Raw genomic sequence first — 23,474 nt, 5'->3', positions numbered from 1 at the left:
TCTGTGAATTACGCCTCTGTCACTCGTCGTCTGACGCTGCTGTTTTTTAGTTTCGTTATGGTTGCAGGTTCGCAGGCCAGTGGAGCAGACTGGCCACGTAGTATTACCGACAGCCGGGGCGTTCACCAGCTGGAAAGTCAGCCTGAACGTATTGTCTCCACCAGCGTGACGTTAACAGGCTCATTATTAGCCCTGGGGGCACCGGTGGTTGCAAGTGGTGCCACAATGCCGAATAACCGCTTTGCTGATGGGCAGGGGTTCCTGCGTCAGTGGGGGGAAGTCGCCAGGTCTCGGGATCTCACTCGTCTTTATATCGGTGAGCCCAATGCAGAAGCCATCATGGCGGAAATGCCGGATCTTATTCTGATCAGCGCTACAGGTGGCGATTCGGCATTAGCACTGTATGACCAGCTTTCCGCCATCGCTCCGACCCTTATCGTCAATTATGATGATAAAAGCTGGCAAACTTTACTGACTGAACTGGGTGAAATTACGGGCTATGAAGCCCAGGCCGCGCAGAGGATCCATGAATTCGACCTTGAGCTGGCCAGGCTTAAACAACATATTAAGCTACCTCCTCAGCCAGTTAATGCCCTGGTCTACAGTCCGGGGTCCCACCGGGCGAATTTATGGACTTCGGAATCAGCTCAGGGTCAGCTTCTTGAGCAGATAGGCTTCACTTTAGCCCGGCTTCCAGAGGGTATTCCAGTACTGAAAAGTCAGGGAAAACGACAGGATATTATTCAGCTAGGGGGAGAACAGCTGGCCTCGGGGTTAAACGGGCAAAGCATGTTACTGTTTGCCGGGGATGATAAAGACGTGGCGGCCATCTACAGTAATGCGTTGTTGTCCCAGTTACCGTCAGTGGAGAATAAACGAGTATGGGCCCTGGGCGTGGAAACTTTCCGCCTTGATTATTATAGCGTCATGCTGATACTGCAGCGCCTCAATGCGTTATTTGGTTAGTGTTCTGCCAGCCCGGAGCTGGTCTACTTTTGTCATGTAATACGTGGTAGCATAACTAAAGAAACAATTATCATTATCGAATACTGGACCGTGCTATGTCTACGCCAGCTCCGTCAGGTCGTCCTTTGGCTATAGCCGGATTACTGTTGTTGTTTGTGATTGCCGTTGCATTAAGTTTACTGGTGGGGGCCCGGCAGCTCCCTCCTTCAGTGGTGCTGGACGCCTTGTTCAGCCAATGTCATAGCCCGGACTGCACGATTGTGCTGGATGCCCGTTTACCCCGGACTTTAGCTGGCATCCTGGCCGGGTCTGCGTTGGGCGTCTCCGGGACGCTCATGCAAACGCTGACGCGTAACCCCCTGGCTGATCCTGGTCTTTTGGGGGTAAATGCGGGGGCCAGTTTTGCTATTGTATTAGGGGCTGCGGTATTTGGTTTTGCTACCCCACTGACCCAGCTTGCGATGGCGCTATGTGGGGCTTTGGTGGCAGCCGTACTGGTGACGTTTACCGGTAGTCAGGGGGGCGGGCAATTGAGTCCGGTACGCCTGACCTTAGCTGGGGTAGCGCTGGCCGCGGTACTCGAGGGGCTATCCAGTGGTGTTGCTTTACTCAATCCGGATGTTTACGACATTCTACGTTTTTGGCAGGCCGGTTCCCTGGACATTCGGACGTTTACTACCCTGTACATTGTCACTTTACCCATTGTTTTATCCTTAATTATTGCTTTACTGCTGTGTCGTTCACTGAATAATTTGAGCCTCGGTGTTGATACGGCCAGTGCGCTTGGAAGTGGGGTATTACGTACCCAGCTCTTTGGCCTGCTGACCATTACGCTATTATGTGGCAGTGCCACCGCATTGGTCGGACCGATTGCCTTTGTTGGCCTTATGGTGCCCCATGTTTCCCGCTGGCTGGTGGGGGCTGATCATCGGTGGAATTTACCGGTGACGTTGATTGCCACCCCGGTTTTGCTGTTGTTTGCCGATATTATTGGACGAATACTGGTTCCCGGGGAGTTAAGAGTCTCCGTCGTCAGTGCTTTTATCGGTGCTCCCGCGCTAATCTTTCTGGTTCGTCGACGTAACAAGGCCCTGTCATGTTAACCCCTTCATCCCGTCTGCTGCTTAAATCCCTGTCACTGGGGATGATGGGGTTGCTGCTTGCCCTGTGGAGCTTACGCAGTGGCACGGTCACTCTGAGTTTTGAACAGGTTTTTCAGGCTCTCGAGGGAGAGGGGTCCCGCAATATTACGATGCTGGTGACGCAATGGCGTCTGCCCCGAGTGACCATGGCCATTGTTATTGGCGCAGCCCTTGGGATCAGTGGCGCGATTTTTCAATCCTTGATGCGTAACCCCTTAGGGAGCCCCGACGTCATGGGATTTAATACCGCGGCCTGGAGTGGCGTGCTCGTGGCCATGGTCTTTTTTAATCAGCAAGTGACGGCGGTATCTCTTGCAGCCATGGCAGGAGGGATAATCAGTGCATTGCTGGTATGGATGCTGGCATGGCGCAATGGTATTGATACATTTCGGCTGATTATTATTGGTATTGGTATCCGTGCCATGCTGGTCTCATTTAATACTTGGCTACTGCTATACGCCTCTCTGGAAACCGCACTTTCCGCCGGGTTATGGAATGCAGGTTCGTTGAATGGCATTACCTGGGGCAAAACATTGCCAGCTGTTCCTGTGATTCTGGTGGCGATGATTGCCGGGGCCTTGATGGTAAGGCGCATGCGGTTACTTGAAATGGGAGATGATAGCGCGACAGCTTTGGGGGTGGGGGTTGAGCGTTCACGGATGGTGCTGATGCTTATCGGGGTTGTTTTAACCGCTGCCGCCACGGCGATAGCGGGCCCTATCTCATTTATAGCTCTGGTTGCACCTCATATCGCAAGGCGGGTCAGTGGCACCGGGCGGTTTGGGCTGACGCACTCAGCCTTGTGGGGGGCCTTGCTACTGCTGGCCGCGGATCTCTGTGGTCAGCGACTGTTCATGCCTTACCAGCTTCCTGTCGGGGTTATTACGGTGAGCCTTGGCGGGATCTATCTCATTGTTTTGTTGATTAGGGAGTCACGTAAAAATGCCCCATAGTACCGCACGTTTAACGGGGGAAAACCTGAGATTAGGTTATGGGAAGAGCATCATCGTCAACGGATTAACGGTGACGATCCCTGACGGGCATTTTACCGCTATCATCGGCCCCAACGGGTGTGGTAAATCCACCCTGCTGCGGGCCTTAAGCCGCCTGATGAAGCCCCTGGCAGGACAGGTGTTACTGGATGGCACCTTAATCTCCAGGCTCCCGGGTAAGGAAGTCGCGCGACGGGTGGGGATACTTGCCCAAAGTGCTACCGCCCCGGGCGATATTACGGTTCAGGAGCTGGTGGCCCGGGGACGTTACCCCCATCAGCCGCTGTTTAGCCGCTGGCGGCAGTCTGATGAAGACGCAGTAGTACGTGCAATGCAGGCCACGGGGATCCAACAACTGGCCAGCCAGTCTGTTGATACCCTTTCGGGTGGGCAACGGCAGCGTGCATGGATAGCCATGATCCTTGCCCAGGAAACGGGGATTATGTTACTGGATGAGCCCACCACATGGCTCGATATCAGTCATCAGATTGATTTGATGGAACTGCTCTCGGACCTTAATCAGACGAAGGGTTATACCATAGCGGCGGTACTCCATGATTTAAATCAGGCCTGCCGTTATGCCAGCCATTTGATCGCGCTACGTGACGGGAAGATTGTTGCTGAGGGTGCGCCTGAGGAAATAGTCACCTCACAGCTGATTGAGCAAATTTATGGTGTTAAGAGCATGATAATTGACGATCCTGTTGCCGGCACTCCCCTGGTTGTCCCCCTGGGCAGGCCAAGGGGAGAATAGATTTTGCTCATGTGGGAAGCGTCAGCCCCATTTTCAGCGGGATGATAAACTGGCAGCCTGTACCCCCGAGGATTGCCAGAGGGTCATTAACCCTGCGGTTAGCCCCCCACGCCAGCACAGGGCATCATGCCCGCCTTCGATCTCGCAGCTGATCCGTTGTTTAGCGTGTGCCAGTAGCGGATATAGCTGTCGGTTCACGTGTAGAATAAGGGGTTCACGCCTGCCTGCCTGGAGGACAATTCGTAATCCTGAGGCAGAAAGTTTCCCCTGACTGAGCGCCTCGATAAGCTGCCCCTGATGCTTCCCTTGCCGGTCTGGCCACCAGAATGATCCAGACTGGCTCAGTACACAACCAAAACGTTCAGGCCAGTTCAGGCCTGCATACAAGGCCGCTAACCCCCCGAAACTTTGTCCGGCGACCAGGGTCTGCTCTGGTTTATCCGTAAAGGCGACTGAGGATTTCACCAAGGGGAGCAATTCTTCCTGTACAGCCAGCCAAAAATCGGCATAGCAAGGGAGCTCAAGACTACGATGGGCTTCATCAATCACATCAATGAGGATATATACCGCGGGTGGCAGATGCCCCGTTTGTGTCAGGGTGGTAATGGGCTGCCATATGGGCATTGACTCAGCCCAAAACTGGCCATCCAACAGAATAGCGAGGGGTTTATCCTGTCCTGTATCTTCCCCCGTGGTGTAGACCCAAATACGCCGATGATTCTCCAGGCGCTGGCTATGCCATACAAAACACGCTGGGGGCTGACAGGAGGGGGCATTATCGTCCCAGCCGGGCTGGGGAGGGGCATCGGGTAAGGAAAGGCCACTAAAAGGATGTCCCCGACCGCCTGACCAGCTGAGGGAATTCAGGGGATCGGCAATCGCCTGCGGAAGCAGTTTTTTCCAGCCTTGCCTGATGGCCAGCGGGTTAATATGTGGATCACCGGGCACGTATTGACCAAAGTCAGAGGCCTGTGATGACGGTATAAAGCAATAGCTTCCCCGCCACTCAGCAGGGAGTATGGTTTCCCACCGCCACACATCAGTACCGCTCACCCTTTGCATACACTGGGGTGGCGTGTCGTGATGATGGTCTGTTACCCCGGTGATATAAAGCCATACTCGTATGGTATCCGAAGTTTTTTCAGAACCTTGAGGATCTCGCCACAAAAAGGTGACTCGATAACCCTGCTCTTCCCGCACCCAGGCTGGCCCTTGTTGTTTTTTCCACCATAATTCGCTGCCGAATTCACCTGCTGTCACTGTCCTCTCCTGATGATGGGATACGGTATAAAATATAAATATCGGCTGTGGTTCCCTGCATATTTTGCCGGGCAGGTCTCAGTCAGTGGGCGTTATACCCTCACTATTTATTGCATCTGTCCCCACTCGGGTCAATCAAACAGCCTGCTGCATTGTGTGGGGTAACAATACATCAGGTGCTGGAACATGGTACACAGAGGCCCGCCGGTGATCATTATCGCCGTAGCGGATAGTATCATCATGTCAGAGCACAGATCAGGTTGTGGTGATACGGCTATTTCAGAAATAAAAAAAACCGGTCACTTAACATGACCGGTTTATCAGGAGGATTAAAAATTAATCCACTTTTTGAGGGCGGGTTGCCGGTGCAGTAGCCTGATGGGTTGCGCTATTACCACCGGCGGCACCTTTACCGTTAAAGATAAATGCTGGTCGCACCCAATCACTTTGCTGTACTGCATCCGAAGTGTAAGCCGGGGCAGGGGCACGAGTCATAGGCGCTGTTGCATGGTTCGTTGCTGCGCTTGTCACTTGCTGTGCTGCTGGTGCCACTACGATGGCAGACTCTGGCTCAGGTAATTGAACGGGTTCTTCAATCGGTTCCGGGCGAGTGGCTGGCGCAACAGCGACAACGCGCTCTGTCACCTGCACAGTTTCTGTTGCCACAGGTGCCGGTTCTGCTGTTTCAGCCACGGGCAGTTCAGTGGTTGCTTCAACAGCAACGGGTACTGGTACTGCTTCATGTGCGATTGTCGCCACTTCAACTGGAACAGGTTCAGCGACGACATCAACAGGTGTGGCTTCACTTGATACGGTGGTCACGTCAACAGCATCTGGCTCAACAGGGGCAGATACGTGAGCCTCGGTTGTCTCGCTGGTAACACTGACCGGTGCCGCGGCTTCCACTGCGACTACTTCAGTGGCCACTGGCAGAACGTCAGCTTCTACAACAGGTGTCTCTGTGCTCACTGGTGCTTCATTAACAACCGGAGCAACCGATGTTACCACGGGTTGTTCAACGGCTTCCGGTCGTGCTTCTTCAACCTGTGGTACGTGATTTTCAAGTTGATCACGGCCCCGGTTGATCGGGTAATGAATACATACCTTGCCTGACGCCAGCTCTGGAGAGGCGCAAGCCATCGCTAAAGGCATCGGTGAAACAGTAGGATAACGCTCATCACGATAACGGCGACGACGCTGGCCACTCACTCGCAGATGGCGAGGAGAACGGCGTGAACGGCGTGGCATATTATTGTTTTCACGGTTATCACTGTTTTCTTCTGCTACAGGCGACGTCACAGGGGCAGGGGTATTAACGACTGCCGGCAACGGTGCCTCAACAGCAGCCGGGGTGGCTACGGCTTCAGCAGGAGACTCTGGCGATTCATAACGAACCTTCTGAGCCAACTGACGTGGCTGGCGGCGGGTAAGAACAACCGGGGTACGTTCTTCTTGCTCGGTCTCCGCTTCACTCACTTCCACATCGCGTTGCAGTGATTTGACTTCTTGCTGGGCCTGACGTTTATCATCCGCACGACGACGGTTACGGTCATTGCGGCGTGGTGCTTGCCCTTCCCGTGGTTTAGTCTGTTTTTCCGTCTCGTCAGTTACTGCGTCACGAACAACATCCTGGACTTCCTGCGGAGCATTGGCACGACGATTATTACGACGGTTGTCCTCACGGCTTTCACGAGGCTCACGTGTATCATTATTATTACGGTCTTCCCGGGTACGGTTATTACGTTCCCCACGATCCCGGCGATTGTTAGGGCGACGAGCATTGCGGCGATCGTTACGAGGCTCACGTACTGCTGTGGTTTTCTCTTCTGGCTGCACTTCTTCAACCACGGCTTCTTTATCAGCGGAGAAGAATTTTTTCAGTGCCCCCATCAGGCGAGAGAGTAGACCAGGTTCCGCATTGGTTGCTGAAGCCACTGGTGCAGGTTCAGTTTTGAGCGTCGCTGTTGCTGGTGTTGTGGCAGCCAATGGCATTGGCGGAACTTCCGGCATGGCAAAAGTCGCCAGCGCAGGTTGCTCAGGGCGTTTACGTTCAGCGTATTCCTCTTCAGATGGCAGGGCCATCTCCTCTTCATGCAGTTTGGGCAGCATGTAACTGAGGGTTTTTGTTTCTTCGCCTTTACGTACACGCAGAACAGAATAGTGCGGTGTCTGCATCTGATCGTTTGGCACGATAATGGTACGCACCCCACCTTGACGAGTCTCAATGGCGTGAACGGCTTCGCGTTTCTCATTCAGCAGGTAAGAAGCAATGGGAACGGGAACAATGGCATGAACTTCCTGGGTGTTCTCTTTCAGGGCTTCTTCTTCTATCAGACGTAAAATCGACAGAGAGAGGGATTCGTTATCCCGAATCGTCCCGGTACCGCTACAGCGTGGGCACACATGGTGACTGGATTCACCCAAAGATGGGCTCAGGCGCTGGCGTGACATCTCCAGCAGACCAAAGCGTGAAATATGGCTGATCTGAATGCGAGCACGATCCTGGCGAACGGCTTCACGCAGGCGGTTTTCAACCGCACGCTGGTGGCGTACCGGGGTCATATCAATAAAGTCGATGACAATCAGACCACCCAAGTCACGCAGGCGCAACTGGCGGGCAATTTCATCCGCCGCTTCGAGGTTGGTATTGAACGCTGTCTCTTCAATATCGCCGCCACGTGTGGCACGTGCTGAGTTAATATCGATGGCAGTCAGAGCTTCGGTGGTGTCGATAACAATCGATCCCCCTGAAGGCAGGCGGACTTCACGCTGGAATGCTGACTCAATCTGGGATTCAATCTGATAGTGGCTGAATAACGGGATTTCGCCCGTATAGAGTTTAATTTTACTGCTGAAATCCGGGCGACCGAGGGCGGAGATATGCTGACGTGCCAGTTCAAGAACTTGTGGGTTGTCGATCAGAATCTCACCAATATCCTGGCGCAGGTAGTCGCGAAATGCGCGAACAATGACGTTACTTTCCTGATGAATCAGGAACGGGGCAGCGCGGTTTTCAGCCGCTTTTTGGATAGCTTCCCAGTGTTTCAAACGGAAGCTTAAGTCCCACTGCAGTGCTTCGGCGGATTTACCCACACCAGCGGTGCGAACAATCAGACCCATGCCATCGGGTAATTCCAGAGATGACAGCGCTTCTTTTAATTCAGTACGGTCATCACCTTCGATACGACGAGAGATGCCGCCGGCACGTGGGTTATTGGGCATCAAAACCAGGTAACTGCCCGCCAGACTAATAAATGTGGTCAGCGCAGCGCCTTTGTTACCGCGTTCTTCTTTGTCAATCTGGACGATAACTTCCTGACCTTCACGAAGTACATCTTTGATATTAGGACGACCGTGTGAGGCGTAACTGGCTGGGAAATATTCGCGGGCAATCTCTTTGAGGGGAAGGAAACCGTGTCTTTCTGCGCCGTAATCAACAAAAGCCGCTTCCAGACTGGGTTCAATACGGGTAATTTTGCCTTTATAGATGTTTGCTTTTTTCTGCTCGTGTCCCGGGCTTTCAATATCCAGGTCATACAGACGTTGCCCATCTACAAGGGCGACACGCAACTCTTCTTGCTGAGTGGCGTTGATTAGCATTCTTTTCATCGTAACTTACTCATTATTCTTACATTAGTATTAGTGCTGTGGGCAAAAGTAACGCTAACCGGGAATGAACCGATGGCCTCGTGACTGATCGCGTAGTCGTCAACCTCACGGTTGTCGCCGGCTGAGAGGCGCAAAGTGTCGGTAGCCTGTATTTTCATACGGAAATACAGCGCAATTATCGTGGGAATAACCTTAGAAAATTAATTAAAAGTTAACTCCATTTACCGGTCAGGCTGCAACCCGCAGCCCGCTAACTGCCTGAAAATACGATACGTCTTATGCCATTGCTGCGCAGGTGAACGTTCAGGCAAAACAGGTGTTCCGTAAATTTCTTGTAAATCCAAGTTTCAACAACGGAAAACAGACACATTATTCCATTGCTACCCTGGTTATAGCAAGATGACTTTTTCCAATACTGGTCAGTTTGTTGCCGTTTTAACTGACTTTTTTCTCTTCGTGTGGAAACGACAAAATAAAGTGCTGTTAAGCTGCCCCAAACAGATCAGATAATAAGTTAAGCACATAAAAATGAGTGGCGCTATGCGTCCGGGCTATTTAGAATCGCCGATCATGAAAACAGAGACTCCAGCAGTAAAAATTGTTGCTATTTCAGCCGATGAGGCGGGGCAACGTATCGATAACTTTTTGCGTACCTACTTAAAAGGGGTTCCGAAAAGTATGATTTACCGCATCTTGCGTAAAGGTGAAGTGCGGGTGAATAAAAAACGTATCAAGCCTGAGTATAAACTGGCTGATGGTGATGAAGTGCGTATCCCCCCGGTACGGGTTGCAGAACGGGAAGAGGATGCAGTTTCACCGCACTTGCAGAAGGTCGCTGCACTGGAACAGGTCATTTTGTATGAAGATGACCATATTCTGGTACTGAACAAGCCTTCGGGCACTGCCGTGCATGGTGGCAGTGGTTTGAGCTTCGGTGTGATTGAAGGTTTACGCGCCTTGCGTCCGGAAGCCCGCTTCCTGGAGCTGGTTCACCGCCTGGACAGGGACACGTCAGGCGTGCTCCTGGTTGCCAAAAAACGCTCGGCATTACGTTCCCTGCATGAGCAATTGCGGGAAAAGGGCATGCAGAAAGACTATCTTGCTTTGGTACGTGGTCAGTGGCCGTCACACATTAAAAGCATCCAGGCACCGTTACTGAAAAATATTCTGCAAAGTGGTGAGCGCATCGTCCGGGTAAACAGTGAAGGTAAGCCCTCTGAGACCCGTTTTAAAGTTGAAGAGCGGTATCAGGTCGCCACGTTAATGCGCTGTAGCCCGATAACGGGACGCACACATCAAATCCGTGTTCATACCCTGCATGCCGGACACCCCATCGCTTATGATGATCGTTATGGTGAGCGAGAATTCGACAAACAACTGGCTGGTACCGGACTTAACCGCCTGTTTTTACACGCAGCGGCTCTGCGTTTCACCCATCCGAATACCGGTGAAGTATTACGCATTGAAGCACCGCTGGATAACCAGCTGAAGCATTGTTTAAAAGTCCTGCGTAATACAAAGTGAGTTTACCTCCTGTCGCTAACCCGCCTGGCGCTGGTTAGCGTCTTTTTTGTGGTTTACCCGCAAGCCACAGATTATTGAGAAAGCGAATCCTGTAGTGGGTTACACCCTTCATTGCGAAGCATCGTGCAAAGACGGATTAACGGCAGCCCGATTAGCGTATTGGGGTCCTTTCCGCTCAGTGAGTCAAATAAGGTTATTCCCAGCCCTTCACTTTTAAAACTTCCCGCACACTGTAATGGCTGCTCTTTCTCAATGTAGTTGCGGATTTCTTGTTCGGTGAGCTGACGAAAATCAACGCTGAAGGTTTCACAACAGCTCTGACACGTTCCCGTTGCGCTATTCAGCAGCGCGAGGCCAGTATAAAAAGTTATCCGTTTTCCCCTGGCCGCCAACAATTGTGTGACCGCGTTTTCGACCGTGTGGGGTTTGCCCACGATCTCTTTATCCATGATGCAGACTTGATCAGAGCCAATAATCAGGTGCTGTGGATAGGCGATGGCCAGAGCCCGGGCTTTTGCTTGCGCCAACCGTATCACCAATGCTTCAGCTGCTTCACCCGCAATAGCGGTTTCATCAATATCCGGTGCGACGGCAATAAAGGGCAGGGCGAGTTTTTGTAATAAGCTTTGACGTGCGGCTGAACCGGATGCAAGAACAAGAGATTTCATATTTTTTTCATTAAAGATAGCGAATTGGATAAAGGCATTTTAAACTGTGTCACCGCGAAGTGTGCGAATAAATAGCAAAGGCTTCCCTGAAAAGCCTTTTTCTTTGACTCTATGGCATTACAAAGTTAATATGCGCGCCCTATGCAAAACGTAAAATTACCCCTGACGCTTGATCCGGTTCGTACCGCCCAAAAACGCCTTGATTACCAGGGTATTTATACCCCCGATCAGGTTGAGCGTATAACTGAGTCTGTTGTCAGCGTGGACAGTGATGTAGAATGTACGATGAGATTCGAGATCGATAACCAACGCCTTGCCGTTTTAACCGGTGATGTGAAAGTGACGGTCACGCTCGAATGTCAACGATGCGGGAAACCGTTTGTTCACCACGTTCACACAACGTATTGTTTTAGTCCTGTACGTTCTGACGAACAGGCTGAAGCACTCCCGGAAGCGTATGAACCAGTTCAAGTTAATGAATTTGGTGAAATCGATCTGCTGGCGTTGGTTGAGGATGAAGTTATCCTCTCTTTGCCTGTGGTTCCGGTGCATGATTCTGAACACTGTGAAGTGTCCGAGGCGGACATGGTGTTTGGTAAACTGCCTGCAGAGGCAGAGAAACCAAATCCATTTGCCGTATTAGCCAGTTTAAAGCGTAAGTAATTGAGGAGTAAGGTCCATGGCCGTACAACAGAATAAACCAACCCGTTCCAAACGTGGCATGCGTCGTTCACATGACGCTCTGACCACCGCTACACTGTCCGTAGATAAAGTTTCTGGTGAAACTCATCTGCGTCACCACATCACTGCCGACGGTTACTACCGCGGTCGCAAGGTTATTGCTAAGTAATCTGGCAATATCTTGAGACGTCTAACCCTTGCGTTAGATGCCATGGGTGGGGACTTTGGTCCCTCCGTGACAGTGCCTGCAGCATTGCAGGCACTGGACTTCGACCCTACGCTCGAACTTCTTCTGGTCGGTTCTCCCGACGCAATAAACCCATTACTTGCAAAAACTGATTTTGAGCAACGTTCGCGTTTGCAGGTTATCCCTGCTGAGTCAGTTATTGCCAGTGATGCCAGACCCGCACAGGCGATCCGCCACAGTCGCGGTTCTTCAATGCGTATCGCACTGGAGCTGGTAAAAGAGGGGCGGGCAAGTGCCTGTGTCAGTGCCGGGAATACAGGGGCACTGATGGGGCTGGCAAAATTGTTGCTTAAGCCCATTGACGGTATTGAACGGCCCGCACTGATGACGCTACTCCCGCATCAGCAGAAAGGCAAAACGGTGGTGCTGGATTTAGGCGCTAATGTGGATTGCAGCAGCACGATGTTGGTTCAGTTTGCCATTATGGGTTCTGTGATGGCAGAGGAGTTACTGGAAATTGCCCACCCGCGGGTGGCATTACTTAACATTGGCGAAGAAGAAACAAAGGGGCTTGCGAGTATTCGGGATGCCTCAGCAGAATTAAAGACGATGCCTTCTGTTAACTACATCGGTTATCTTGAAGCGAATGAATTGCTAACGGGAAAAACGGATGTTCTGGTCTGTGACGGTTTTGTAGGAAATGTCACATTGAAGACAATGGAAGGTGTGGTCAGAATGTTTCTCACTTTGCTTAGATCACAGAGCGAAGGGAAAAAACGATCGTGGTGGCTTATTTTATTGAAGCATTGGCTGCAGAAACGCCTTTCCAGGCGATTTAGCCATCTTAACCCCGATCAGTATAATGGCGCCTGCCTGTTAGGATTGCGCGGCACGGTCATTAAAAGCCATGGTGCCGCTAATCAGCGAGCGTTTGCTGTTGCGATTGAACAGGCAGTGCAGGCGGTGCGGCGGCAAGTTCCTGGCAGAATTGCTGCCCGCCTGAAATCTGTATTACCCAAGAGTGACTGAACAGACATGTATACGAAGATTATTGGTACTGGCAGTTTTCTGCCTGAACAGGTACGGACTAACGCTTGTCTGGAAAAGATGGTTGATACCTCTGACGAATGGATTGTCTCCCGGACAGGAATTCGCGAACGTCGTATCGCCGGGCCAGACGAAACCGTTGCCACTATGGGCTATGCTGCGGCCACCCGCGCGCTCGAGATGGCAGGTATCGATAAAAACGATATCGGTCTGATTATTGTTGCAACCACGTCTGCGGCCTATGCTTTTCCGAGTGCGGCTTGTCAGATTCAGGCTATGCTGGGCATCAAAGGCTGTCCGGCATTTGATGTGGCGGCAGCTTGTGCAGGTTTCACCTATGCCCTTAGTATTGCGGATCAGTATGTGAAATCCGGGGCGGTAAAGCATGCCCTGGTGATCGGTTCGGACGTATTAGCCCGCACCTGTGATCCCACTGACCGTGGCACCATTATTATTTTTGGTGATGCCGCAGGCGCGGTTGTTCTTGGACAATCCCAGGAGCCTGGCATCATTTCAACACATTTACATGCAGACGGCAGCTACGGCGAATTGCTGACTTTACCCAATGCTTCTCGTGTCGATCCTGAAAGTCCGATTTATCTGACAATGGCGGGCAACGAAGTCTTTAAAGTTGCCGTGACTGAACTGGCGCATATTGTTGACGAAACGCTGGCCGCCAATAACCTCGATCGTGCAGCAATTGACTGGCTGGTTCCTCATCAGGCTAATCTGCGCATCATTTCCGCAACGGCGAAAAAGTTGGGGATGCCGATGGATAATGTTGTCGTAACGCTTGACCGACACGGGAACACTTCTGCGGCTTCCGTTCCCGCAGCGCTTGATGAAGCGGTGCGTGATGGCCGCATTAAAGCGGGACAGTTGGTTCTGCTTGAAGCCTTCGGTGGTGGTTTTACCTGGGGTTCTGCACTGGTTCGTTTTTGATTAAAGGAATGACACGATGACTCAATTTGCAATGGTGTTTCCAGGACAGGGTTCTCAGGCGGTTGGTATGCTTTCTGAACTGGCAGCCAGCAACCCGATTATTGAACAGACATTCCAGGAAGCGTCTGACGCGCTGGGCTACGATTTATGGGCATTAGTCCAGAATGGCCCGGCAGAAGAGCTGAATAAAACCTGGCAGACGCAACCGGCGCTATTAACCGCATCGGTAGCTTTGTGGCGTCTTTGGCAGCTGCAGGGTGGAAAAAAACCTGCATTAATGGCTGGACATAGCCTTGGTGAGTACTCTGCACTGGTTTGTGCCGGTGTTATCGATTTTGCGGATGCCGTTCGTCTGGTAGAATTACGTGGCAAACTGATGCAGGATGCCGTTCCGGAAGGTACTGGCGCGATGTCTGCGATTATTGGTCTGGATGACGAGTCAATAGCCCAGGCTTGTATTGCGTCAGCACAGGGGCAGGTCGTTTCCCCGGTTAACTTTAACTCACCAGGGCAGGTCGTGATTGCCGGCAATAAAGAAGCCGTAGAACGTGCCGGCGCTGCTTGTAAGGCGGCGGGGGCCAAACGTGCACTGCCGTTACCCGTGAGTGTGCCATCCCATTGTGCACTAATGAAACCGGCGGCTGACAAACTGGCTATTGCGCTTGAAAATATTACCTTCAGTGCGCCCGCCATACCGGTGGTGAACAATGTTGATGTAAAATGCGAAACCTCCCCGGAAGCGATTCGTAGTGCTTTAGTTCGTCAGCTTTATAGCCCGGTACAGTGGACCAAGTCCGTGGAATTTATCGCCACTCAGGGCGTTGACCGCTTAGTGGAAGCGGGACCTGGTAAAGTATTGACTGGATTAACAAAACGTATTGTTGATACGCTAACGGCAACGGCAATTAACGAGCCGGCGACTTTGTCAGCGGCGCTTTTGCAATAACACGAGGAATACCATGAGTTTTGAAGGAAAAATTGCGCTAGTGACGGGTGCAAGCCGCGGTATAGGCCGGGCTATCGCTGAAACACTGGTTGCACGGGGTGCAAAAGTGATCGGCACTGCAACCAGCGAGAGCGGTGCACAGGCCATCAGCGACTATTTGGGTGACAAGGGTAAAGGCTATATGCTGAACGTTGTCGACCCGGCCTCTGTGGACTCGGTACTGGAAAGTATTCGTAAAGAATTTGGTGAAGTGGATATTTTGGTGAATAATGCCGGTATCACTCGCGACAACCTCCTGATGCGTATGAAAGACGATGAGTGGAACGATATTATCGAAACCAATTTGTCATCGGTCTTCAGACTGTCAAAAGCGGTACTGCGCGCTATGATGAAAAAACGTCATGGCCGTATTATCACTATCGGTTCTGTGGTGGGTACCATGGGAAATGCGGGTCAGGCCAACTACGCTGCGGCGAAGGCTGGTCTGATCGGCTTCAGTAAGTCGCTGGCGCGTGAAGTGGCGTCACGCGGTATTACAGTGAATGTCGTTGCTCCGGGCTTTATTGAGACGGACATGACACGTGCGCTATCTGATGATCAGCGTGCGGGTATTCTGGCGCAAGTTCCTGCGAGTCGCTTAGGTGACGCAAAAGAAATCGCCAGCGCTGTTGCATTTTTAGCCTCTGACGAGGCCGGGTACATCACTGGTGAGACCCTGCACGTCAATGGTGGAATGTATATGGTTTAACCAGGATGAAAAATATTTGCGTTATTTGGGCGAAAAGCCACAAAATAGCGTAAAATCATGGTTTGACCAGCAGAGATTTGGTTGCATCTTTTTCAACATTTTATACACTACGAAAACCATCGCGTAAGCGAGTTTTGATAGGAAATTTAAGAGTATGAGCACTATCGAAGAACGTGTTAAGAAAATCATTGGTGAGCAGCTGGGCGTTAAGCAGGAAGAAGTCGTTAACTCAGCTTCTTTCGTTGAGGACCTGGGCGCTGATTCTCTTGACACCGTTGAGCTGGTAATGGCTCTGGAAGAAGAGTTTGACACTGAGATTCCAGACGAAGAAGCAGAGAAAATCACCACCGTTCAGGCTGCCATTGATTACATCAACGGTCACCAGGCGTAAGTGAGCATCTCCAGGCGGTCATTCGACCGCCTGTATTTTATCTGAATTATCTCACTAGTCATTAATCCCTCCCTGGAGGACAACCGTGTCTAAGCGTCGTGTAGTTGTGACCGGACTGGGCATGTTGTCTCCTGTCGGCAATACCGTAGAGTCTACCTGGAAAGCTCTCCTTGCCGGTCAGAGTGGCATCAGCCTGATCGACCATTTTGATACTAGCGCCTATGCAACGAAATTTGCTGGCTTAGTAAAGGACTTTAACTGTGATGACATCATCTCACGCAAAGAACAGCGTAAGATGGATGCCTTCATTCAATATGGAATTGTTGCGGGCTGGCAGGCCATGCAGGATTCTGGCCTTGTAGTAACGGAAGAAAATGCATCCCGTATCGGTGCCGCTATTGGCTCGGGTATTGGTGGCTTAGGCCTTATCGAAGAAAACCACACGGCATTAGTTAAGGGTGGTCCACGTAAGATTAGTCCGTTTTTCGTTCCCTCTACCATCGTTAATATGGTAGCTGGCCATCTGACAATTATGCTTGGTCTGCGTGGGCCGAGTATCTCTATTGCAACCGCTTGTACCTCTGGGGTGCATAATATTGGTCAGGCTGCTCGGATCATCGCTTATGGTGATGCTGATGCGATGCTGGCCGGTGGCGCAGAAAAAGCCAGTACGCCTTTAGGTGTTGGCGGTTTCGGTGCGGCTCGTGCGCTGTCTACGCGTAACGATGATCCGCAAGCTGCCAGCCGTCCCTGGGATAAAGACCGTGATGGTTTTGTCCTGGGTGATGGTGCCGGTGTTGTGGTCATAGAAGAGTATGAACACGCGAAAAAACGTGGTGCAAAAATTTATGCTGAAATCGTCGGTTTTGGCATGAGTAGTGATGCTTACCATATGACTTCACCACCGGAAGACGGTGCTGGCGCAGCATTAGCAATGGAAAATGCATTGCGTGATGCGGGTATCGATGCCGGAAAAGTGGGTTATGTGAATGCACATGGCACCTCAACTCCAGCAGGCGACAAAGCAGAAGCCCAGGCCGTTAAGCGCGTCTTTGGTTCTGATGCCAGTCGTATTCTGGTGAGTTCAACCAAATCGATGACCGGACACCTGTTAGGTGCCGCAGGGGCGGTAGAGTCTATCTTCACTGTCCTGGCCTTGCGTGATCAAGTGGTTCCGCCAACAATCAATCTCGATAACCAGGATGTCGGTTACGATTTAGATTTTGTTCCACATGAAGCACGTCAGGTCAACGGTCTGGAGTACACCCTGTGTAACTCCTTTGGCTTTGGTGGTACCAACGGTTCCCTTATCTTTAAAAAGATATAAACCGTATCAAATAAAAGAGTCCGGGTGCGGACTCTTTTATTCCAACGCTCCCTTCTTTGCCCCCGCGGTATTCTCACCCTCGACTAAAGGTCATGTATGCATCTCATTAATGGTCAGTGGCAGAGCAGAATTGATGTCAACGATCGCGCGGTCCAGTTCGGCGACGGGTGCTTTACTACCGCACGGGTTGTGGCAGGAAAGGTTCGTTACCCTCAGGCGCATTTGGAACGTTTACAGCATGCCTGTGAAGCATTGCTGATAACCCTGACGGACTGGCAGGCCCTTGAGCAAGAGATGGCCCAGCTTGCCCGCGAAGTGACTGACGGAGTTCTGAAAATCATTCTTTCCCGTGGTGCCGGTGGACGGGGCTATAACCCCCTGACTTGTACTGCCCCAACGCGCATACTTTCTCTTTCCCCGCGGCCAACGTTTTATGACGCGTGGCGGGAGCAAGGGATTTGCCTGGCCCTGAGCCCGATTCGGCTCGGGTACAATCCAATGCTTGCTGGAATTAAGCACCTTAACCGGCTCGAACAGGTGCTGATCCGCTCCCGGCTTGAACAGACGGATGCCCAGGAAGCACTGGTTCTTGGCAGTGATGGGCGGCTGGTAGAATGTTGTGCGGCAAACCTATTCTGGCGTAAGGGGCGGCAGGTTTTTACTCCTTATGTGGATCAAGCCGGGGTCAATGGTACTATGCGCCAGCATATTATGGCCTGTCTTGAAAAAAGTCCCTGGCATTGTGAAGAGGTGGCTGAAGGTCCGGAAACCCTCGCGAATGCGGATGAGGTTATTATTTGCAATGCCCTGATGCCGGTGATCCCTGTCAGGCAAGCCCAGGCATGGCACTATGATATCGGTGCGTTGTACCATTATTTAGCCCCATTATGTGAGTAACTGATTATCTATGAAAAAAATCTTTCTCGTCTTTGTGCTTATCCTGATTGTGCTGGGAATAGTCGCAGGCACAGGCATAATGAAAGTTCGCCAATTGGCTAACAGCCCGATAGGTATTCAGCAAGAGATCCTGTTCACCCTGAAGCCGGGTACTGGGCGGCAGGCCCTGGGCACTCAACTCTATGAAGAGAAACTGATTACACGTCCACGGGTATTCCAGTGGTTATTACGTGCTGAACCAGAACTGGCGCAATTTAAAGCCGGGACATACCGCTTGACGCCTGGTATGACTGTCAGCACCATGATGCAATTGCTGGCCAGCGGCAAAGAAGCCCAACTCCCGATTCGCTTTGTTGAAGGTATGCGGTTAAGTGATTTGCTAAAGCAAATACGTGACACCCCCTATATTCAGCACACGCTAAAAGATGATAGCTATGAGACCGTTGCCAGCGCGCTGAACATTGAAAACCCGGATCAGATAGAGGGCTGGTTCTATCCCGATACTTGGATGTATACCGCCAATACGACTGATCTGGCACTCTTAAAACGAGCCCACCAAAAAATGGTCAATACGGTGGCGGAGACCTGGAATACGCGAGCGAAGGGGCTACCCTACAAGAACGAAAATGAACTCGTGACTATGGCCTCGATTATTGAAAAAGAGACCGCCCTGGCGCAAGAGCGGAAGAATGTGGCTTCGGTATTTATGAACCGTTTGCGTGCAGGTATGCGGTTGCAGACCGACCCGACGGTTATTTATGGGTTAGGGGAAGGGTATAACGGCAGGCTGACACGTAAAGACCTCGATACACCCACACCTTACAATACCTATGTGATTAGTGGCATGCCACCAGGGCCGATAGCCTTGCCGGGTAAGGCTTCATTACAGGCTGCCGCGCATCCGAATGAATCACCTTACTACTATTTTGTGGCGGACGGAAAAGGCGGTCACACCTTCAGTACCGATCTGACGAACCATAACAGGGCCGTTCAGGTTTATATCAAATCACTCAAGGATAAAAATGGACAGTAAATTTGTTGTTATCGAAGGGCTGGAAGGCGCAGGTAAAACTAATGCCCATAATGTGGTGGTAGCGACCTTACAAGAACTCGGTATTAACTGTCTGGCGTTTACGCGTGAGCCGGGGGGGACACCATTGGCAGAACGCCTGCGTGAGCTGACACTGAACAATCGTGGGATTGGTGATGAGAAGGTCACCGATAAAGCCGAGCTGTTAATGTTTTATGCGGCCCGTGTTCAGTTAGTGGAAACGGTGATTAAACCCGCCCTCGAAAAAGGCCAGTGGGTCATTGGTGACCGCCACGATCTTTCAACCCAGGCTTACCAAGGTGGCGGTCGCGGTATTGATAAAAACTTACTCACCGCATTACGGAATACGGTACTGGGGGACTTTTACCCGGATTTGACCCTCTATCTGGATGTGACACCAGAAGTTGGGCTGAAACGTGCCCGTGTTCGTGGAGAACTGGACCGGATCGAACAAGAGTCTCTGGATTTCTTTAACCGTACACGCAAGCGTTATCTGGAGCTTGCAGAAGCAGATAGCAAGATTCGAGTGATTGACGCCACCCAGTCGCTGGAACAGGTTTCACAACAGGTTCGTCAGACAGTGATTGACTGGTATCAGGAGCAAATCTGATGAAATGGTATCCCTGGCTACGTGCGCCTTTTGAACAGTTGATCAACCAGTACAAGTCAGGGCGTGGGCACCATGCCTTGCTGGTTTATGGACTGCCAGACATGGGGGATGATGCCCTGGTGTACGGGATCTGCCGCTGGCTTATGTGTCAGCATCCCCAGGGGTATAAAAGTTGTGGCGAGTGCCATAGTTGCCAGTTAATGCAGGCGGGCACCCACCCCGACAGCTACTTTATTGAACTGGAAAAAGGGAAATCGACCCTGGGTGTGGATGCCATTCGTGAGATAACAGAAAAACTGTACAGTCATTCACAGCAGGGGGGCAGTAAAGTGGTGCGTATTGCTCAGGCCGATAAACTGACAGAAGCGGCAGCAAATGCATTACTGAAAACCCTTGAAGAGCCTCCTGCCAATACATGGTTTTTTCTGAACTGCCGTGAACCGGCGCATCTCCCGGCGACGTTACGTAGCCGCTGTTTAACCTGGCACCTGGCGATACCGGATGAGTCATTTTCCCGTGCCTGGCTGGCCCGGGAAAGTAAGCGTTCTCCTGAGGAGCTAACGGCGGCGCTACGCTTGAGTAGTGGCTCCCCGGCGGCTGCATTGAAGTTACTGGAACCAGTATGGTGGACGCAACGAGAAAAGCTCTGTAGCAGCCTGGAAAAGGCCTGTGATTCAGGCGATATGCTGTCACTATTGACGGAGCTGAATCATGATGATGCCCCCCGGACAGTGCAATGGCTCTGCTTTTTGCTAATGGATGCCGCTAAATACCAACAAGGTGTCAGGGAAGGGCTAAGTCATAGTGATAAACTCCCCCTGGTAATAAAGCTGGCCCGGCAGGTATCTCCCGCCATACTTCACAGCCTGCTGTACACCTGGTTCCACTGTCGGGATACCTTACTTAACGTGGTCGGGGTTAACCGTGAACTGATCCTGACAGAGACACTACTCACCTGGGAGCGTCTGATGCAACCCGGCACGCCGCTTCCTTCACATTCTATTTAAGAGTAAATATATGTTTTTGGTCGACTCACATTGTCATCTCGATAGTCTTGATTATCAAACACTGCATAAAAACGTGGATGAGGTGCTGGAAAAGGCCGCTGCCAGAGAGGTTAAATTCTGCCTTGCAGTGGCGACGACGCTGGAAGGATACCAGGCCATGCGTCAGCAAATAGGGGATCGCGATAATGTGGCTTTTTCCTGTGGAGTACATCCACTCAATCAGGATAACGCATACCCGATAGCGGATCTGCGTCGTTTAGCTGCCGAACCCGGCGTGGTGGCCATGGGGGAGACCGGGCTGGATTATTTCTATACGCCAGAGACTAAAGCCCAGCAGCAGACCTCATTTCGCTACCATATTCAGGTTGGCCGCGAGCTCAAGAAGCCGGTAATCGTCCATACCCGTGATGCCCGTGCAGACACATTGTCTATCTTAAAAGAGGAAAAAGTGTGGGACTGTGGTGGGGTGTTACACTGTTTTACCGAAGATAAAACCACGGCGGAAGCCTTGCTGGATATGGGGTTTTATATCTCTTTTTCTGGAATTATCACGTTCAGGAATGCTGAGGCACTGCGTGAAGTGGCCCGTTATGTACCACTCGACAGACTATTAATTGAAACGGATTCACCGTATCTGGCACCGGTTCCGCATCGGGGGAAAGAGAACCAACCAGCAATGGTGCGGGATATTGCAGAGTATGTGGCCGTCCTCAAGGGGGTATCCACGGAGCAACTGGCTGAAGCGACGACGCATAACTTTAGCCGCCTGTTCGGTGTCTCTATGGCGCATTTGCAGTCAGCCTGATAATGAATTATTTTACGCAGCGTAATAATTAATAAGTGTACTGAGCAGGCTGATCGCTGTTTCACCCGCGGGCTTTGCTCGGTTTTTCGTCAGTTTAGCCTCTAATCTATTCATTTATGGTTGTTTTTATCTGGCCTTAAGAAAAAGTGTGACGCCCATCAAACAATGACGCCGCTATTTATTTTACCCTTCGTAATAAATACAGGGGCACACAGATGCCCTGCAAAAAAAAGCAGTTATATCCTGCTTTTTTGCATTTCTATACTAAAAAAGTTCACTCAGGAGCACTCTCAATGATGTTTAAACATGCATTTGCCAACCTGCAAAAGGTGGGTAAATCGCTTATGCTGCCCGTTTCCGTGCTACCCATCGCCGGGATATTGTTAGGCGTAGGTTCTGCAAATTTCACGTGGTTACCGCTTGTTGTCTCCCATGTTATGGCAGAGGCCGGGGGATCTGTCTTTGCCAATATGCCCCTTATCTTCGCTATAGGTGTGGCATTAGGCTTCACCAATAATGATGGGGTTGCTGCCCTGGCTGCGGTCGTCGCCTATGGCATTATGGTGAAAACGATGACTGTCGTTGCGCCGCTGGTCATGCATATGCCCACCCATGAAATCGAATCTATGCATCTGGCGGATACCGGGGTGCTTGGGGGGATCATTTCGGGGTCGATTGCCGCGTACATGTTCAATCGTTTCTACCGCATTAAGTTGCCAGAATATCTGGGCTTCTTTGCGGGCAAACGCTTTGTGCCGATCATCTCCGGTCTGGCTGCCATCTTTATGGGGGTCGTGCTCTCCTTCATCTGGCCACCGATTGGTACTGCTATTCAGAAGTTTTCTGAGTGGGCGGCTTACCAGAATCCGGTTGTAGCATTTGGTATTTATGGCTTTGTTGAACGCTGCCTGGTGCCTTTTGGCCTGCATCACATTTGGAATGTACCTTTCCAGATGCAGATTGGTGAATATACCAATGCGGCGGGGCAGGTGTTCCACGGTGATATCCCACGCTATATGGCGGGTGATCCTAAAGCCGGCATGTTGTCCGGTGGATTCTTGTTTAAGATGTATGGTTTACCGGCAGCAGCTATTGCTATTTGGCACTCCGCCAAGCCTGAAAACCGTGCCAAAGTTGGCGGCATCATGATCTCTGCGGCACTGACCGCATTCCTGACAGGGATAACTGAGCCGATTGAATTCTCGTTCATGTTTGTCGCCCCAATCCTGTACTTCATTCATGCGGTGCTGGCAGGACTGGCATTCCCTATCTGTATTCTGTTAGGCATGCGTGACGGGACTTCATTCTCACATGGTTTAATTGACTTTATTATCCTGTCTGGTAACAGCAGCAGACTGTGGTTGTTCCCGATTGTGGGCGCCGGTTATGCGGTGGTTTATTACACCTTGTTCCGGGTATTGATCAAGGCCTTTGACCTGAAAACTCCGGGTCGTGAAGATGCGACGGCAGAAAGCAAGGTTGCTATGACCGGTGAAATGGCACCGGGCCTGGTGGCCGCATTTGGGGGGAAAGACAATATTACTAACCTGGATGCCTGCATAACCCGTTTACGTGTAAGCGTCGCGGACGTGGCTAAAGTGGACCAGGCTGAACTCAAAACATTAGGGGCAGCAGGGGTTGTGATTGCAGGGTCGGGAGTGCAGGCAATTTTCGGCACCAAATCTGATAACCTGAAAACTGAAATGGATGAGTGGATCCGTAATAATTAATCCACCATGATGCTCAGGAGGGGGTAACCTCTCCTGAATCAATCCCCATATTTGACCTTTCTCGCACACGTATTATCTCTCTCCTTTAACGCTCAGTGTTATCTGCGCCATAACTGATATTTTTTATACGGAAACGGCGCTTCAGCTAAAGAAAATGTGACTGGAGGTTGAGTCATTACTCGCCCTCGCT

The 23,474-nt window shown here is 51.3% G+C and carries 22 protein-coding genes; 19 read left to right on the top strand and 3 right to left on the bottom strand.

All coding sequences use genetic code 11. From position 1 onward, the window contains the following. Window positions 1-57: 57 nt before the first annotated feature. From fepB to fepC, 4 genes are all read left to right on the top strand, one after another. On the top strand, window positions 58-966 hold the full coding sequence (gene fepB / locus JK154_RS04560; RefSeq protein ID WP_249215781.1) for a Fe2+-enterobactin ABC transporter substrate-binding protein: 909 nt from the start codon (window positions 58-60) through the stop codon (window positions 964-966). A 95-nt stretch (window positions 967-1,061) separates the two neighbouring features. Beyond that, entirely contained in the window at window positions 1,062-2,069 is a 1,008-nt protein-coding gene (gene fepD, locus JK154_RS04555) for a Fe(3+)-siderophore ABC transporter permease (protein WP_211991298.1), read from the top strand. Further along, window positions 2,063-3,061 (top strand): iron-enterobactin ABC transporter permease, encoded by a 999-nt coding sequence (gene fepG / locus JK154_RS04550; protein ID WP_211991297.1) that lies wholly within the window; start codon window positions 2,063-2,065, stop codon window positions 3,059-3,061. Before fepD ends, fepG begins: the two co-directional genes overlap by 7 nt. After that, a complete protein-coding gene (fepC, locus tag JK154_RS04545; RefSeq protein WP_211991296.1) occupies window positions 3,051-3,854 on the top strand; it encodes an iron-enterobactin ABC transporter ATP-binding protein in 804 nt (267 codons plus the stop codon). Before fepG ends, fepC begins: the two co-directional genes overlap by 11 nt. A gap of 33 nt (window positions 3,855-3,887) precedes the next feature. Here the strand turns inward: fepC and fes are convergent, their stop codons facing one another. Both fes and rne read right to left on the bottom strand, forming a co-directional pair. After that, a complete protein-coding gene (gene fes, locus JK154_RS04540; RefSeq protein ID WP_211991373.1) occupies window positions 3,888-5,150 on the bottom strand; it encodes an enterochelin esterase in 1,263 nt (420 codons plus the stop codon). A 300-nt stretch (window positions 5,151-5,450) separates the two neighbouring features. After that, on the bottom strand, window positions 5,451-8,723 hold the full coding sequence (rne, locus tag JK154_RS04535) for a ribonuclease E (protein WP_211991295.1): 3,273 nt from the start codon (window positions 8,721-8,723) through the stop codon (window positions 5,451-5,453). A 570-nt stretch (window positions 8,724-9,293) separates the two neighbouring features. Between rne and rluC the strand changes: the two genes are divergently transcribed. Continuing rightward, complete coding sequence (rluC, locus tag JK154_RS04530; protein ID WP_211991372.1) at window positions 9,294-10,247, top strand: 23S rRNA pseudouridine(955/2504/2580) synthase RluC; 954 nt, start codon at window positions 9,294-9,296, stop codon at window positions 10,245-10,247. A gap of 71 nt (window positions 10,248-10,318) precedes the next feature. Here the strand turns inward: rluC and JK154_RS04525 are convergent, their stop codons facing one another. Beyond that, window positions 10,319-10,915 (bottom strand): nucleoside triphosphate pyrophosphatase, encoded by a 597-nt coding sequence (locus tag JK154_RS04525; RefSeq protein ID WP_211991294.1) that lies wholly within the window; start codon window positions 10,913-10,915, stop codon window positions 10,319-10,321. A 141-nt stretch (window positions 10,916-11,056) separates the two neighbouring features. Between JK154_RS04525 and yceD the strand changes: the two genes are divergently transcribed. From yceD to ptsG, 14 genes are all read left to right on the top strand, one after another. Next, window positions 11,057-11,578 (top strand): 23S rRNA accumulation protein YceD, encoded by a 522-nt coding sequence (gene yceD, locus JK154_RS04520; RefSeq protein ID WP_211991293.1) that lies wholly within the window; start codon window positions 11,057-11,059, stop codon window positions 11,576-11,578. A 16-nt stretch (window positions 11,579-11,594) separates the two neighbouring features. Continuing rightward, window positions 11,595-11,765: a 50S ribosomal protein L32 gene (gene rpmF / locus JK154_RS04515; RefSeq protein WP_073980962.1), complete on the top strand. Its 171-nt coding sequence runs from the start codon at window positions 11,595-11,597 to the stop codon at window positions 11,763-11,765. A gap of 12 nt (window positions 11,766-11,777) precedes the next feature. After that, complete coding sequence (gene plsX / locus JK154_RS04510; RefSeq protein WP_211991292.1) at window positions 11,778-12,812, top strand: phosphate acyltransferase PlsX; 1,035 nt, start codon at window positions 11,778-11,780, stop codon at window positions 12,810-12,812. Between the two features lie 6 nt (window positions 12,813-12,818). Beyond that, window positions 12,819-13,772, top strand: coding sequence for a beta-ketoacyl-ACP synthase III (locus tag JK154_RS04505; protein ID WP_211991291.1), 954 nt, complete (start codon window positions 12,819-12,821; stop codon window positions 13,770-13,772). Window positions 13,773-13,788: 16 nt separating this feature from the next. Then, window positions 13,789-14,718: an ACP S-malonyltransferase gene (gene fabD / locus JK154_RS04500; RefSeq protein WP_211991290.1), complete on the top strand. Its 930-nt coding sequence runs from the start codon at window positions 13,789-13,791 to the stop codon at window positions 14,716-14,718. 13 nt (window positions 14,719-14,731) lie between these two features. Next, entirely contained in the window at window positions 14,732-15,466 is a 735-nt protein-coding gene (fabG, locus tag JK154_RS04495) for a 3-oxoacyl-ACP reductase FabG (RefSeq protein ID WP_211991289.1), read from the top strand. A 154-nt stretch (window positions 15,467-15,620) separates the two neighbouring features. Then, window positions 15,621-15,857, top strand: a complete 237-nt coding sequence (gene acpP / locus JK154_RS04490; protein WP_003857954.1) for an acyl carrier protein — start codon at window positions 15,621-15,623, stop codon at window positions 15,855-15,857. An 85-nt stretch (window positions 15,858-15,942) separates the two neighbouring features. Then, window positions 15,943-17,184 (top strand): beta-ketoacyl-ACP synthase II, encoded by a 1,242-nt coding sequence (fabF, locus tag JK154_RS04485; protein WP_211991288.1) that lies wholly within the window; start codon window positions 15,943-15,945, stop codon window positions 17,182-17,184. 96 nt (window positions 17,185-17,280) lie between these two features. Further along, window positions 17,281-18,081, top strand: coding sequence for an aminodeoxychorismate lyase (gene pabC, locus JK154_RS04480; protein ID WP_211991287.1), 801 nt, complete (start codon window positions 17,281-17,283; stop codon window positions 18,079-18,081). Window positions 18,082-18,091: 10 nt separating this feature from the next. Then, on the top strand, window positions 18,092-19,114 hold the full coding sequence (gene yceG, locus JK154_RS04475) for a cell division protein YceG (protein WP_211991286.1): 1,023 nt from the start codon (window positions 18,092-18,094) through the stop codon (window positions 19,112-19,114). Beyond that, entirely contained in the window at window positions 19,104-19,742 is a 639-nt protein-coding gene (tmk, locus tag JK154_RS04470; RefSeq protein ID WP_211991285.1) for a dTMP kinase, read from the top strand. The genes yceG and tmk overlap by 11 nt, the downstream gene beginning before the upstream one ends. Continuing rightward, complete coding sequence (gene holB, locus JK154_RS04465) at window positions 19,742-20,749, top strand: DNA polymerase III subunit delta' (RefSeq protein WP_211991284.1); 1,008 nt, start codon at window positions 19,742-19,744, stop codon at window positions 20,747-20,749. The genes tmk and holB overlap by 1 nt, the downstream gene beginning before the upstream one ends. Before the next feature lie 10 nt (window positions 20,750-20,759). After that, complete coding sequence (locus JK154_RS04460) at window positions 20,760-21,554, top strand: metal-dependent hydrolase (RefSeq protein WP_211991283.1); 795 nt, start codon at window positions 20,760-20,762, stop codon at window positions 21,552-21,554. Between the two features lie 296 nt (window positions 21,555-21,850). Then, the gene (gene ptsG, locus JK154_RS04455; protein WP_211991371.1) at window positions 21,851-23,284 is read left to right on the top strand and encodes a PTS glucose transporter subunit IIBC; all 1,434 of its coding nucleotides are present in this window, start codon (window positions 21,851-21,853) and stop codon (window positions 23,282-23,284) included. Window positions 23,285-23,474 lie beyond the last annotated feature (190 nt).

Origin of the sequence: Citrobacter sp. JGM124, assembly GCF_018257795.1 — a bacterium.
In the GTDB taxonomy this organism is placed as follows: Bacteria; Pseudomonadota; Gammaproteobacteria; order Enterobacterales; family Enterobacteriaceae; genus JGM124.
This window is presented reverse-complemented; position numbering and strand designations above follow the sequence as displayed.

What these genes read in the sequence shown, in the direction of transcription:
- fepG (WP_211991297.1), top strand. Translation starts at nt 2,063, where the DNA reads ATGTTAACCCCTTCATCCCGTCTGCTGCTTAAATCCCTGTCACTGGGG.
- holB (WP_211991284.1), top strand. Translation starts at nt 19,742, where the DNA reads ATGAAATGGTATCCCTGGCTACGTGCGCCTTTTGAACAGTTGATCAAC.
- JK154_RS04460 (WP_211991283.1), top strand. Translation starts at nt 20,760, where the DNA reads ATGTTTTTGGTCGACTCACATTGTCATCTCGATAGTCTTGATTATCAA.
- acpP (WP_003857954.1), top strand. Translation starts at nt 15,621, where the DNA reads ATGAGCACTATCGAAGAACGTGTTAAGAAAATCATTGGTGAGCAGCTG.
- fabG (WP_211991289.1), top strand. Translation starts at nt 14,732, where the DNA reads ATGAGTTTTGAAGGAAAAATTGCGCTAGTGACGGGTGCAAGCCGCGGT.
- rne (WP_211991295.1), bottom strand. Translation starts at nt 8,723, where the DNA reads ATGAAAAGAATGCTAATCAACGCCACTCAGCAAGAAGAGTTGCGTGTC.
- rpmF (WP_073980962.1), top strand. Translation starts at nt 11,595, where the DNA reads ATGGCCGTACAACAGAATAAACCAACCCGTTCCAAACGTGGCATGCGT.
- yceD (WP_211991293.1), top strand. Translation starts at nt 11,057, where the DNA reads ATGCAAAACGTAAAATTACCCCTGACGCTTGATCCGGTTCGTACCGCC.
- fepB (WP_249215781.1), top strand. Translation starts at nt 58, where the DNA reads ATGGTTGCAGGTTCGCAGGCCAGTGGAGCAGACTGGCCACGTAGTATT.
- yceG (WP_211991286.1), top strand. Translation starts at nt 18,092, where the DNA reads ATGAAAAAAATCTTTCTCGTCTTTGTGCTTATCCTGATTGTGCTGGGA.
- fepC (WP_211991296.1), top strand. Translation starts at nt 3,051, where the DNA reads ATGCCCCATAGTACCGCACGTTTAACGGGGGAAAACCTGAGATTAGGT.
- JK154_RS04505 (WP_211991291.1), top strand. Translation starts at nt 12,819, where the DNA reads ATGTATACGAAGATTATTGGTACTGGCAGTTTTCTGCCTGAACAGGTA.
- tmk (WP_211991285.1), top strand. Translation starts at nt 19,104, where the DNA reads ATGGACAGTAAATTTGTTGTTATCGAAGGGCTGGAAGGCGCAGGTAAA.
- fabD (WP_211991290.1), top strand. Translation starts at nt 13,789, where the DNA reads ATGACTCAATTTGCAATGGTGTTTCCAGGACAGGGTTCTCAGGCGGTT.
- rluC (WP_211991372.1), top strand. Translation starts at nt 9,294, where the DNA reads ATGAAAACAGAGACTCCAGCAGTAAAAATTGTTGCTATTTCAGCCGAT.
- ptsG (WP_211991371.1), top strand. Translation starts at nt 21,851, where the DNA reads ATGTTTAAACATGCATTTGCCAACCTGCAAAAGGTGGGTAAATCGCTT.
- fepD (WP_211991298.1), top strand. Translation starts at nt 1,062, where the DNA reads ATGTCTACGCCAGCTCCGTCAGGTCGTCCTTTGGCTATAGCCGGATTA.
- pabC (WP_211991287.1), top strand. Translation starts at nt 17,281, where the DNA reads ATGCATCTCATTAATGGTCAGTGGCAGAGCAGAATTGATGTCAACGAT.
- JK154_RS04525 (WP_211991294.1), bottom strand. Translation starts at nt 10,915, where the DNA reads ATGAAATCTCTTGTTCTTGCATCCGGTTCAGCCGCACGTCAAAGCTTA.